Raw genomic sequence first — 13,281 nt, 5'->3', positions numbered from 1 at the left:
GTTTTTATAGCCAAAGATTAGATATTTGTCTCCCTTAAAAAAAAACAACAATAATGAGCATTCAGAAAATATTATCAATTTCAGGAAAACCGGGTTTATATGCCCTTAAATTACAAACTCGTACAGGGTTTGTTGCAGAGTCTTTAGTAGATGGTAAAAAAATTACTGTAGGTTTAAGAAGTAATGTTAGCCTTTTATCTGAGATCTCTATTTATACGTATGACGGAGAAGTTCGCCTAAGCGAAGTATTCACAGCAATCGCTAAAAAAGAAGATAACGGTTCTGCTATTTCTCACAAAGAAAGCAACGATACGCTTACTAACTACTTTAGAGAAGTGCTTCCTGAGTTTGACGAAGACAGAGTATATGCTTCTGACATCAAAAAAATACTTAACTGGTATAACATGCTTCAGCCAAAAGGACTTGTTTCTAAAGATGAGCCTGCAGAAGGTGAAGAAGCTCCTGCTACAGAAGCAGAAGTTAAATCAGAGGAATAAAAATTTATCTTACTAAATTAACTAATCCTGTCGCTATCCCATACAGCGGCAGGATTTTTTATTTTACACACTTATAAAATACTCATTAGGGATAAACTCTTTTTATATTTTATCTTTGTTTAAAACATACTTCTTATGAATACAAGACAGCAGCAATTAGAGGCTTTTAACAGGTTACTGGATATAATGGACGATTTAAGGGAAAAGTGCCCGTGGGACAGGAAACAAACCCTGCAGAGCTTACGTCACTTAACCATTGAGGAAACCTATGAGCTGGGTGATGCCATACTGGATAACGACCTGCAGGAAGTTAAAAAGGAATTGGGCGATATATTGCTGCACATTGTGTTTTATTCCAAAATAGGAAGCGAAACAAATGATTTTGATATAGCCGATGTGGCAAACGAAATTTGTGAAAAGTTAATACACCGCCATCCGCATATTTATGGTGATGTAAAGGTGGAAAATGAAGAGGAAGTAAAACAAAACTGGGAAAAGCTTAAGCTTAAAGAGGGGAAAAAATCAGTGCTTGAAGGTGTTCCTAAAAGTTTACCGGCACTTGTAAAAGCCAGCCGTATTCAGGATAAGGCAAAAGGAGTAGGGTTTGACTGGGAAGAGCCCGAACAGGTTTGGGAAAAGGTACAGGAAGAGCTTCAGGAGCTGCATGATGAGGTACAGGGAAGCGATCAGGATAAAATCGAATCTGAATTTGGTGATGTGCTGTTTTCCATGATTAATTACGCACGCTTTTTAAATGTAAACCCCGAAGATGCTTTGGAGCGTACCAATAAAAAATTCATTAAACGGTTTACCTATCTGGAAAGTAAAGCAGGCGAAATGGGTAAATCACTAGCCGATATGACACTAGCCGAAATGGATGTGTTTTGGAATGAGGCTAAAAAACTATAAATAAAAAAGCCATCTCACTGAGATGGCTTTTTTATTATTCGTCGTTATCGTTATTTTCCTTTTGGATAGTTCTTATTTGTTTAAGTTTTTCCTTCCAGGTTTTTAACTCTTCCTTATGGCGGTCAATATTTTTGTGAATCTCTTTTATGAAAGGATTATCGGCCTTAGCGTTAGAGATAAACTGAATATTGTTTTCTAACTGTAGTATTTCGCTTTGTACTTCGTCAATCTTACGCATAATGAAAATCTGTTCGTTTTCAAGTTTGCGGGAGTCATCGCTGTCTACAAGTTGTTCAAGGCGATTATTGAATTTAACCATCTCAGCCTCTTTTTTAGACAGGCTCAGTTTGTCAAACAATGCATCCAGTATTTTATTGAATTTACCCTCAATATGGCGTCTTGACTGTGGTACACGACCCAAGTTTTTCCAGTTGTCTATATGTTGCTTAATAGCATCAAGATCGGTTTTATGGTCGCCTGTAAGCTCAAAACTCTTAAGGTCTTCAAGGTATTCTTTCTTCTTGTCAAAAGCCTCAATTTCCTCTTTGTTAACTTCGTTTCTAACAGCGTGAAGCCTGTCGAAATAGTGGTTACATGCCGCTTTGAATTCCTTCCAAACCTTATCAGAATACTTTCTTGGAACATGACCTATTTTTTTCCAGTCTTCCTGAATCTGTTTCATGATAGGAGTGGTAGCACTAAAGTCTTCACTGTCTTTAAGTGATTCTGCCTTTTCTACCAGTTCCATTTTTTTGGTAAGGTTGTCCTGCTGTTCTTTCTTAATGTCTTTATAGAAAGAGTTTTTGTTAGCATTAAACTCTCTTACTGCCGACTTAAAATGTGCCCAAGTGTCTTCGTTAACTTCAATAGGTACTTTACCTGCTTCAAAGAACGCAGATCTTAAAGCTTCAATTTTTTCTATTTGTCCCTGCCATGCATTGTGAGAGCTAACTTTTTCATTAGCAATCTCTTCAATTTTGGCAATGATTTCTTTTTTCTTTGCAAGGTTCTCTTCTTCCTTACCTCTCAGTTGAGCAAAAAACGCCTCACGCTTATCGTGTAGCTGTTTTGTAAGTTCGCTAAACTGATTCCATATTTCCTCGCGGTGTTCTCTGTCTACAGGACCTATCTCTTCTTTCCATATTTTATGTAAAGACTGTAGTTCCCTAAAGGCTTTGTTAGTGTCTTCTTCCTGCAATAGTTCCTCAACACGCTCTATGATTTTTTGCTTTTGCTCAAGGTTGTGCTTAAAGTCTAGATCACGTGCTTCCCTGTCAAGGTGAAGATGGTCGTAAAAACGCTCAATGTGGAAATGGAAGTTATTCCAAACGTGGTTGTATTTATCTCGCGGAATAGGTCCCGCAGTTTTCCACTGCTCACGGATAGTGTTAACGTGTTTAAGTGAATCGCTTATACTTTCGTCACCATCTATAACCTTTTTAAGCTCGTCTATAAGTGCAAGCCTTTTATCAAGGTTGTTTTTAAGGTTGTTTTGCAGTGATTTGAAATGTGCATTTCTTTTATCTCTGTATTCACTGTAGGCAGAATCAAACCTGCTTTTTAACGGAAAGTGATATTCAAACCCCGATGTATCGCCATCATTATCATGGCTGTATTCATCTCTTTTCTCTTCGATGAGATGATTATATTTAGAATAGAATTCTTTCTTTATTTCTTCAACGTGCTCTTTAACAGACATTACTTTCTCGTGAGCTACTAATTTTTCCAGCTCATCGGTAAGTTTTTCCATAGAAAAAGCTTCGTAGTTCTGCATAGGTATATTATGCCTTTCTGAAGCGGAATCATCTTCGCTGTCCTCTGCATTAGAATCTTCTATCGCTTCGACTGCTGATTTTTTCTTAGGAGTGCCTTCCTGCTCGTTGTTTTCGTTTCCTGCACTCAATAGTTCTTCGGGAGCAAAAGGCATTTGCCCTTCGGTTTCATGAATATCGCCAAATTCGTTAAGCCCTTTGTTTTCTTCATTGGGTACGTTGGCAAGTTCATTCTTGTCTATTGCTCCGTTTAGTTCCTTTAACTCCTTTCCATCTGCATCCTGCAGGTTATCATTCTTTTCTTCTAACATTTCTTTAAATGCTTAAGGTTTATATTGTACTTTACTTCCCGAAGATAGTAAAGCCTGTTTAAAATTCAAAAAAAAACGCTATTTTATGTTAATTATAGTTTGGTTTTGAATATTTAGTTAACTTTTTGATTTAAATAAGTTTAAATATTTAAATTTTTATTTATTCCATATCTTCCAGGCTTTCTCTGCCTGATATACCAGCATTTTGTACCCGTTAGATGTTTTGGCTCCGTGTTCGGCAGCCTTTCTCATAAAGGTTGTTTCTTCGGGATTGTATACCAAATCAAAAGCGATGTGCTTATCGGTAAACAGGCTGTAATCCAACGGCGGACATTCGTCTACATTAGGGTGAGTGCCCAGTGGAGTGGTATTTATGATTATTTGGTACTCATTAAAAATTTCCCTGTCAAGGTCGTTGTATGAAAATATCACATCACTTTCTTTGCGGGAAACAAAGTCGTACTCTATTTTTAGTTTGCGCAGGGCATAGGCTATAGCTTTAGATGCTCCGCCTGTTCCCAGTATAAGTGCCTTTTGATGGTGTGATTCCAGTAATGGCTTTAGTGCTTTTTTAAATCCGGTATGATCGGTATTATAGCCTTTAAGCTTTCCTTTTTTGGAAATGGTTATAGTGTTTACTGCGCCTATTACACGTGCTGTTTTATGAAGCGAATCAAGCATGGAAATAACATCTTCCTTATACGGTATGGTAACATTAAGGCCTCTAAGCTTTTTGGTTTCCTCCAGTATGTTACGTAGTTCACCGATGTATTCCAAATCAAAATTCTGATAGTAGCAGTTGTCCAGCTCCTTTTTGGTGAATTTATCATTAAAATATTTGGCAGAAAACGAATAGCTAATCCCTTTGCCTACAAGTCCGTATATTTTTTTTGACTTCTTTTTCAAAATGTCCTTCATTTATTTGGCTCAATTTATAAAAGCTTCTCACAAAGATTGCTATTTCTTTGTTATCAGGCTGTGTTCTAATTGTTAATTTATGTGTTGGTGGTTTTTGTAAATAAAAACTGGCAACAAAGATTGTAAATTCTATGTTGCCAGCCAATATTACGGTATTTATTTCTCTGTTATTTTGCCCTGTTCTTTTTAATAGTTTCCTGTACGGTAGTGTTCTCCCATATGGTAGGGAAAAACTCTTCTAAAAGAACATGGTTTTTAAAATTAAGCCTAAGCCCGTTGCTAAGGTGGAAAACGCCTTTGTCTTCCTGGTGCATCATAAAGTACAATCCGGCAAGGCGGTATTCTACCTCATACTCTTCGGGATAATATTCAGATGCTTGTAGCAGGGTATTTGCAGCTGTTTCATACTCGCCAAGGAACTGAAGTGTATCTGTCCAAAACAACCATGTGTCTAACTGGTAATCGCCATATTCTACAGCTTTACGGTAACCCTCTTCGGCTTCTTCATGGAAGTTAAGCGCTTTGTTAATTACGGCATAGCGTTTCCAGTACATTTTATTTTCGTTGTCTATGCCTATTGCTTTGTTGGCATAGTAAAGTGCTTTCTGGTAATTTTGGCGACGGATATAAAAATCAGTTATAGCTATCCATGCCTTGTCCAGTAACGGATCTTCGTGAACCGTTTTTAAATAAAACTTAAGTGCCTTTTCATGATCGCCAAGTCTTTCATAACACTTACCTACACGAAGCAGTGCAAAAGAGGTTGGGTCATCAAGCTCCATAGTGATATTATAGCACCCAATAGCCTCCTCATAACGTTTTAGTTTTTCAAGAGTTTTTGCTTTTTCAAGAAAAGCACCCAGAAAGCTCTCGTCAATAAGGGTAGCATAGTCAAATGCCCTTAATGCCTGCTCGAAATTGTTTACAGCATAGTACTGGCGGCCCAGCTGGTGCCATGCCACATCGCTGTATGGATTTCGGTCAATAAAGCTGTTAAGGAAATCAATTGCTTCAAGGTTTTGGTCTAAAAAGTCAAAGCAATACACTACATTGTATAATGCAGAGTGGTCGTCAGTATCTTCTTCAAGACACTTAATAAAACTTTCTTTTGCCTGCTCAAGGTTATCCATAAACAGGTATTCCATGCCAATAAGTGAGTATACATCGGCATAATCATCTGTATACTTTAGGGCAACATGTAGCAGCTCTACGGCTTTATCGTGCTGGTCCCTTTTAGAATAAATATTGGCTTTCTGGATGTAAATTTCTTCGTTTGTAGGTTCGATGGCATAAAGATCATTAAGTAATCTTTCGGCTATATCAAGCCTGTCATCAAACACTAATAGTTCAACCTGTACTAATTTTAAACCTGTTGATTTGGGATGTTGTTCCAAACCTAATTTTAAGGCCTTCTTAGCTAAATTAATTTTTCCGGAATCAAGATAATGAAGAATAATGTCTTCAAACTCTTCGGAATCAAAGAAGAATACTTTGTTGGTTTTCAACATTGATTCGAACTTTGATAAGGATAAACTGCGATCTTCTTCTTCGTGGCTCAAATTCATACTCCCTTTAGTTTAAAATTATCCTTATTAAAGTTACAAAATGTAACACTCAATAAGAATATATCCTTATTTGTTTTGAACAATTTAATTAACAATTTTTTGAGGGTTTTATCCTGTTATTGTTCTGCTAAAATCTCATTTAATACTTCAATAATAATGCCACATCCCTCTTTAATCTCTTCGTTTGAGATAGTTAGGGGAGGAGTAATTCGTATGGCCTTACCTTCAAACAGCAACCAGAAAAGAATAAGTCCTTTTTCCTGGCATCTTAAAATGGCTCTGTTAGTGATGTCGTCGCTTTTGGTCATTGCTGCAAGCATTAGTCCGCGGCCTCTTACATCATCTATTAAAGGGTGTACGAGTAGTTCCCTAAACAGTTTTTCCTTTTCAAGGGTTTGTGCCATTATGTCGGTTTCCGTTAGCTCCTGTAATGTAGCAAGACAGGCTGCTGCAATAACCGGATGCCCGCCAAAAGTGGTGATATGCCCCAGTTTAGGATCGTGGCTAAGCAGGTCCATCATTTCATCCGATGCGGTGAAGGCACCTACAGGCATTCCTCCGCCCATACCTTTCCCCATAATAATTACGTCAGGAACGATATCATAGTTTTGAAAACCGAACAGTTTTCCGGTACGGCCAAAGCCCGGTTGTATCTCGTCGAGTATCATTACCGCACCTACTTCGTCACAGCGTTCCCTTACTTTTCTAAGGAAATCGTTTTCCGGCTGAATGAATCCTGCACCACCCTGAATGGTTTCCAGTATAATACCGGCCGTTTTATGGGTTATTTTTTGCAGGTCTTCCTCGTTATTAAACGTAATGAAGTCTACATCCGGAATTAAAGGTCTGAATATTTGCTTGCGCTCCTCAAATCCCATAACGCTCATAGAGCCCATAGTATTGCCGTGGTAGGCGTTAAAGCACGATATTAACTGACTCCTGCCTGTAACCCTGCGTGCCAGTTTTAAAGCTCCCTCGGTTGCTTCGGTACCCGAATTGGTCAGGTAGGTTTTGTTAAGCTTAGCCGGAAGGTTTTGGGCTAAAAGCCTGCAAAACTCGGTGGCAGGATGCTGTGCATACTCGCCATATACCATAACATGCGAATACTTGTTAAGCTGATCGATTATGGCATTGTTTACCCTAGGATGCTGATGCCCCAGGCTGGCTGCCGATACTCCGGCTACAAAGTCAAGATAGGCTTTGTTATCAGTGTCATATATATAAGAGCCCCTGGCGTGTGAAACTTCCATTCCCAGCGGATGGGGAGAAGTTTGTGCCTGGTACTTTAAAAAGTCATTAATCATAATGTAAATGTGTTATTCTTTACTTACAGGAGGTTTAGGCTTAGGATTGTTCTTGTCATAATCAAGTGTTTCCTGCAGCACTTCCATAGGTGTGTCTTCTTCTTTTTTCTTTTCCAGACTTTCTTTCACGATTTGTTCGTGCAGTTCCTGTTCTTCGGGAGGGAAAATATCTTCCCGTTTTTCAATCATCTCATCGCCACGCCAAATAAAGCCTCTTAGTTTTTTAATATTATCGGGGAACATATCGGGAGGATAGGTAACAGCCTCTAAGTTGTTGTGTGAAAAAACCTGAGATAATTCATTGTCCGCAAAATGTAAGCTAATTTTACTGCTCACGCTTTTGTCTATTCCTATTAGGTTTTCCTTATCATAATTATAAAGTATCTTCTCGGTATTTTTGTTGAACTCTACATACGAGAGTTTATTATCCTTAAACTTACCATACAGGTTTAATCCTTTTATTTGGTTGTAGTTAGGGTTGTTCTTTGCCGATATAGTGTCCAGTTGTATCATAAAGGCATTGTTGATTACCTTTAAGGAGTCCAGCTTTTCGGTTTTAGTGTCAGATATAAGGTGCATAACATCGCCTGTAAGCTGGCTTTTGCCATTCCATATCACAGGGCGACCAATAAGCTGTGTAAGTCCGGTTACTTCTTCAGAATGTATAGAATCACACTTACCGCTCATGTCTACTTTGTAAAAACGCGCATCGTTATAACCTCTCACAACTCTTTCGCCTTCCTTACCGGTAATTACAATTTGTTTGGCATGCGTATAAAGCGAATCTTTCTCTACCAGTGTAACCACTTCGGCTCTTTTTGTAAGGTATAGGGAATCCAGTTGTTTGTATACTTCGGCATAATGCCCTCTTGCCACAAATTTATTTACGGTATCGGTAACCCTTACATTATTTGTTGCCGATGAGAATTCTCTGTTCCTGTCATAATAAATACTATCACCCTTTATAACCTGAGTGTCATATTTAATATAGGAGTTAGTTAACAGGTGGGCAAAGTTCTTTTTAGTGTCATAAAAACCTTTCTCGGTATAAATATAGTTCTCCTCACTTGTAATGGTTGTTGACCCAAATACATAGGAATGGCCCGAGTTGGTATAATAATCAAGATGGTTTGACTTTAATACATATTGCGGATTGGTTAACGTAACCGCAGTAAGGAACTGGTATTTCTTTTGGTTGGCATAAAACCTACCCGACTTACTTTTAAGTGTATTGTCGCCGTTTACTATGGTACCATACGAATTGTAATAAGCCTCCTGTTTGTTTCGGTCAAAATAAATGGTGTCGGTAGTAAGGGTCATTTCCGGTGAACGCATCACTACATTGCCCGATGCAAATGCAAAGTTTTTATTACCGTTATATTCGGCATAATCACTATTCATGTGCAGGGTATCCCCCTGATTGAATTTTATGTTACCATAAGCCTTTAGGTAGTTTTCCTTTTCCAGTATATAGGCCTTGTTACACTTCATGATAGAACCGTTATGCTCTACTTCAACATTGCCTATAAGGGTAATGGCACCCGGTACTTCGTTTTCGTTTTTATCGGTATAGTCGGTATGCAGTACTCTTATTTTTTCCTGGGCAAGGGCAGGGGTGCTGTAAAAAGCTAAAAATGAGAGTAAAATAAAAAACAGTCTTTTCAATGTGTAAAAATTTGTTGCAAATTTAAGTAAAATACAATTCATTAACCTTAATTGTTTATAACTGTTGTGGGAGAGCAATAACCGAACCAAAGTATAAAAAAAGCGCTTTAGGATTCTAAAGCGCTTTGTTATTATTTTATTATCGTTTGAGTCCTGTCTGGCCCTACAGAGATAACTTTGATAGGCACTTCCAGTTCTTTCTCAATAAATTCGATATATTCTTTTAATTCTGCCGGGAACTCTTCGTAAGAAGTCATTCCGGTAAGATCGGCGTTCCAGCCTTTTTTCTCAACATATACCGGCTCTACGTTTTCCGGCTCAATGTTGTAAGGAAGGTGGTCTATTTCCTGTCCTTTGTATTTGTATGCAGTACAAATTTGAAGAGTTTCAAAGCCCGAAAGCACGTCACCTTTCATCATGTAAAGCTGAGTTACACCATTAACCTGTACAGCATATTTAAGTGCTACAAGGTCTAACCATCCGCAACGTCTTGCACGTCCTGTAACAGAACCAAATTCGTTACCCACTTTAGCCATAGTAGCTCCAACTTCGTCAAAAAGCTCAGTAGGGAATGGTCCGCTACCTACACGTGTAGTGTATGCTTTAAAGATACCAAATACATCTTTAACCCTGTTTGGTGCAATACCTAAACCGGTACATGCTCCTGCAGCAGTTGTGTTTGATGATGTAACAAACGGATAAGTACCGAAGTCGATATCAAGAAGCGATCCCTGTGCACCCTCTGCAAGGATAGATTTACCATCCTTAAGCGCTTGGTTTAGGTAAGCTTCACTATCTATAAAGGTAAGTTCTTTAAGTGCTTCTACAGCTGCAAAGAACTCCTGTTCCATTTCTTTAAGGTCGTACTGAAGGTTTACATCATAAAAAGAAATCATAGCCTCGTGCTTATCAGCTAAAGCTCTGTAACGCTCTTTAAAGTCTTCAAGCTCAATATCGCCTACACGGATACCGTTTCTTCCGGTTTTATCCATATAAGTTGGGCCAATACCTTTTAATGTAGAACCGATTTTTGCCTTACCTTTTGAAGCCTCAGATGCTGCATCAAGCAAACGGTGAGTAGGTAAGATAAGATGTGCTTTTCTGGATATAAGCAGTCTTGATTTAATATCGATATTGAATTTTTCAAGGCCTTCCAGTTCTTTTTGGAAAACAACCGGATCCATAACCACACCGTTACCGATGATGTTAACGGAGCTTTCATGGAAAATTCCGGATGGAATAGTTCTTAAAACATGTTTTATACCGTCAAATTCAAGAGTGTGCCCTGCGTTAGGCCCTCCCTGAAAACGGGCAATAATATCATATTTAGAAGTTAGTACGTCAACAATTTTACCTTTGCCTTCGTCTCCCCATTGTAACCCAAGTAGCAAATCTACAGTCATTCTGTGTTCTTGTTTGTTTATATTATGCTGATATTGTATGTCCTTAACAAAATAAAAACCAACTTCTTATAAAGAGTTGGTTTGTTATATCTCTTAATGCAACCGAATTAATTATCGGTAGCAGGTTGTTTTTTCTGGCCGTAAAGGTATAAAGAATGGTTATGAATTTCAATACCAAAAATCTCCTCTATGGTTTTTTTGATGCTTTGTATCCTTGGATCGCAAAACTCTATAACCTCTCCGGTATCTGTCATGATAATGTGATCATGTTGCTTATCAAAATACGATTTCTCGTAATGTGCCTGGTTTTGGCCAAACTGGTGCCTCCTTACAAGGCCGCTTTCCAAAAGCAGTTCTATAGTATTGTATAGCGTAGCACGGCTAACACGGTAGTTTTTGTTTTTCATTTTGATATAAAGTGACTCTATATCAAAATGCTCCTGGCTGTTGTATATTTCCTGAAGTATAGCATAACGCTCAGGGGTTTTGCGATGTCCCTTATCTTCAAGGAACTTCGTGAAAACATTTTTTACAATCTCCTGGTTTTTATTCTCTTCCATCAGTTTGTGAATCAAAGTGCAAAGATAAACTAAATTTTGTGAAGTAAAAGGTTAGGTAGTTAATTGTTAGTAATCCTTGTTACTTTATCAATTCCGTCTATCTTTTTAATATTTTCCATTAGTTTTTTAAGTATGGTATTGTTTTGTACAATAACCGATACCTGTCCGTTAAATATTCCGGCATTTCCGCTAAGGGATATGCTTTGTATGTTTACATGCATATTGTTTGAAATTACCTTGGTAATCTCGTTGGCAAGCCCCAGTGTATCCATTCCGGTGATTTTAAGGGTAGCCTTAAATTCTTCCTGAGAAGAATCTATCCATTTTGCAGGGATAATACGGTAAGCATAGTTAGACTGTAGCCTTATAGCATTAGGACAGTCTTTTTTATGCACCTTGATCCCCTCGTTTATGGTTACAAAACCAAATACATCGTCTCCCGGTATAGGGTTACAGCAGTTGGCAAGCTTATAGTCCAGTTTATCCTGATCTTTACCAAATACCAACAGGTCATAATTCCTGCTGATTTCATCTTTATGTACCTGCTCCTGCGGATGGCTAGGGGTTCGCTTAATTTTATTACCCTTAAAGAAGTTCATAAAGGTGTTGCTTTTAAGCGCGGCATACTCTTTAAGTTGCTGGTTGTCTATAGTACCTACACCCACGCGGTAAAATAAATCCAGACTGGTTTTTAATTTAAAATAGTTAACCAGTTCGTTAACCACGCTCTCATTAAGTGTAACCTTAAGGTGGCGTAGTTTACGTGTAAGCAGTTCTTTACCTTCTTCGGCAATTTTCTTGGTACTTTCGTTAAGTACATTCTTTATTTTGTTTCGGGCACGTGAGGTGGTTACATAGTCCAGCCAGTGCGGATTCGGTTTTTGGTTGGCAGAAGTAATAATCTCTACCTGATCCCCACTGTTAAGCACGTGGTTTAACGGAACCAGTTTACCGTTTACACGTGTACCTCTTGTTTTTATACCAATTTCAGAGTGGATACTGAAAGCAAAATCCAGCGATGTGGCTCCTTTAGGTAACGACTTGATATCTCCTTTTGGTGTAAATACATATATCTCTTTAGAGTAGAGGTTAAGTTTAAAGTCCTCTACAAAGTCAACAGCACTGCCCGATGTGTTTTCCAGCGCCTCTTTTAAAAGGTTAAGCCATGTTTCCAGTCCGTGTTCCTCACCGCCATTACCTTTGTATTTATAGTGTGCTGCATAACCTTTTTCGGCAATCTCGTCCATACGTTCACTACGAATCTGTACTTCTACCCATCGTCCTTTAGGTCCCATCACGGTAATGTGCAGGGCTTCATATCCGGTAGATTTAGGTGAAGAAATCCAGTCCCTTAACCTGCTTGGGCTGGGCCTGTAATGATCTGTAACAATGGAGTATATTTTCCAAGCCAGGAATTTTTCTTCCTGTGGTTTGGCTTTATAAATAATACGAAGAGCAAATTTGTCGTAAACCTCGTCAAAGGTAACTCCCTGTGCCAGCATTTTTCTCCTTATGGAGTATATGGATTTTGGTCTTCCTTTAATATTGTATTCAATACCCTCATCATTTAGGGAATCCTTAAGCACATCTGAAATAGATTTGATATAAGCATCCTGTTCTTCCTTGCTTTCCTTCATTTTACTCACAATATCATTGTAAGTTTCGGGCTCTGTATACTTAAGGCCAAGGTCTTCCAGCTCGGTTTTAATGTTGTATAAACCAAGGCGGTGTGCCAGTGGGGCATATATATAAAGCGTTTCCGATGCTATTTTTGCCTGCTTATAGTCAACCATCGATTCCATGGTTTGCATATTGTGTAGCCTGTCGGCAATTTTGATAAGTATTACCCTAACGTCATCATTAAGGGTAAGAAGCATTTTACGGAAGTTCTCTGCCTGTATTGATATTTCCTGATCGGTTTTTACCTTGGCAATTTTGGTAAGTCCGGCAACAATTTGTGCAATTTTAGGATTAAACATCTTCTCGATGTCTTCTACAGTAATATCAGTATCCTCAACAACATCATGCATAAGGGCACAGGCAATAGAGGTGGCGCCTAAACCAATTTCGGCAGCTACAATTTTAGCCACGGCAATAGGGTGGAAGATGTATGCTTCTCCCGATTTCCTTCTTTGGTCCTTATGGGCATCTACAGCCACGTCAAAAGCCTTACGTATCAGTTTTTTGTCTTCCTCTGTAAGGGTTTGGTAACTAATGCGCAGTAGCTCTTTGTACTCTTTGGCAATTGCCTTGTTTTCCTGTTCTATATCTATCTCTATCATATATCTGTAACAATAGCCTTAAAAATAGTGAAATATATTAATATTAACAATAGGTATGCATAACATTATATTATAATGCTATAGCCTTATTTTAT

Annotated in this window: 10 protein-coding genes; 2 read left to right on the top strand and 8 right to left on the bottom strand. The window is 38.3% G+C overall.

From position 1 onward, the window contains the following. Positions 1-53: 53 nt before the first annotated feature. Positions 54-497, top strand: a complete 444-nt coding sequence (locus tag GN157_RS09960; RefSeq protein ID WP_157483266.1) for a DUF5606 family protein — start codon at positions 54-56, stop codon at positions 495-497. Between the two features lie 135 nt (positions 498-632). Then, a complete protein-coding gene (gene mazG / locus GN157_RS09955) occupies positions 633-1,406 on the top strand; it encodes a nucleoside triphosphate pyrophosphohydrolase (RefSeq protein WP_157483265.1) in 774 nt (257 codons plus the stop codon). Between the two features lie 34 nt (positions 1,407-1,440). On the opposite strand, the gene GN157_RS09950 is transcribed toward mazG, so the two are convergent. The 8 genes from GN157_RS09950 to GN157_RS09915 all read right to left on the bottom strand — a co-directional run bounded on the left by GN157_RS09950 (position 1,441) and on the right by GN157_RS09915 (position 13,186). Then, positions 1,441-3,489: a DUF349 domain-containing protein gene (locus GN157_RS09950; protein ID WP_157483264.1), complete on the bottom strand. Its 2,049-nt coding sequence runs from the start codon at positions 3,487-3,489 to the stop codon at positions 1,441-1,443. A 156-nt stretch (positions 3,490-3,645) separates the two neighbouring features. Continuing rightward, positions 3,646-4,407, bottom strand: a complete 762-nt coding sequence (locus GN157_RS09945) for a shikimate dehydrogenase family protein (protein ID WP_157483263.1) — start codon at positions 4,405-4,407, stop codon at positions 3,646-3,648. A gap of 167 nt (positions 4,408-4,574) precedes the next feature. Next, positions 4,575-5,972 (bottom strand): tetratricopeptide repeat protein, encoded by a 1,398-nt coding sequence (locus GN157_RS09940; protein ID WP_035132569.1) that lies wholly within the window; start codon positions 5,970-5,972, stop codon positions 4,575-4,577. Between the two features lie 116 nt (positions 5,973-6,088). Further along, on the bottom strand, positions 6,089-7,276 hold the full coding sequence (locus tag GN157_RS09935; RefSeq protein WP_157483262.1) for an aspartate aminotransferase family protein: 1,188 nt from the start codon (positions 7,274-7,276) through the stop codon (positions 6,089-6,091). 12 nt (positions 7,277-7,288) lie between these two features. After that, on the bottom strand, positions 7,289-8,941 hold the full coding sequence (locus GN157_RS09930; RefSeq protein ID WP_157483261.1) for an OstA-like protein: 1,653 nt from the start codon (positions 8,939-8,941) through the stop codon (positions 7,289-7,291). A gap of 131 nt (positions 8,942-9,072) precedes the next feature. Beyond that, the gene (locus GN157_RS09925) at positions 9,073-10,344 is read right to left on the bottom strand and encodes an adenylosuccinate synthase (RefSeq protein WP_157483260.1); all 1,272 of its coding nucleotides are present in this window, start codon (positions 10,342-10,344) and stop codon (positions 9,073-9,075) included. Between the two features lie 107 nt (positions 10,345-10,451). Beyond that, on the bottom strand, positions 10,452-10,904 hold the full coding sequence (locus tag GN157_RS09920; RefSeq protein WP_035132575.1) for a Fur family transcriptional regulator: 453 nt from the start codon (positions 10,902-10,904) through the stop codon (positions 10,452-10,454). Between the two features lie 59 nt (positions 10,905-10,963). Further along, positions 10,964-13,186, bottom strand: a complete 2,223-nt coding sequence (locus GN157_RS09915; RefSeq protein WP_157483259.1) for a RelA/SpoT family protein — start codon at positions 13,184-13,186, stop codon at positions 10,964-10,966. Positions 13,187-13,281 lie beyond the last annotated feature (95 nt).

It is taken from the genome of Flavobacterium rakeshii (assembly GCF_009741375.1).
Classification (GTDB): Bacteria; Bacteroidota; Bacteroidia; order Flavobacteriales; family Flavobacteriaceae; genus Flavobacterium; species Flavobacterium rakeshii.
The sequence above is the reverse complement of the archived record's forward strand: the minus strand, read 5'-3'. Positions and strand labels throughout refer to the sequence as shown.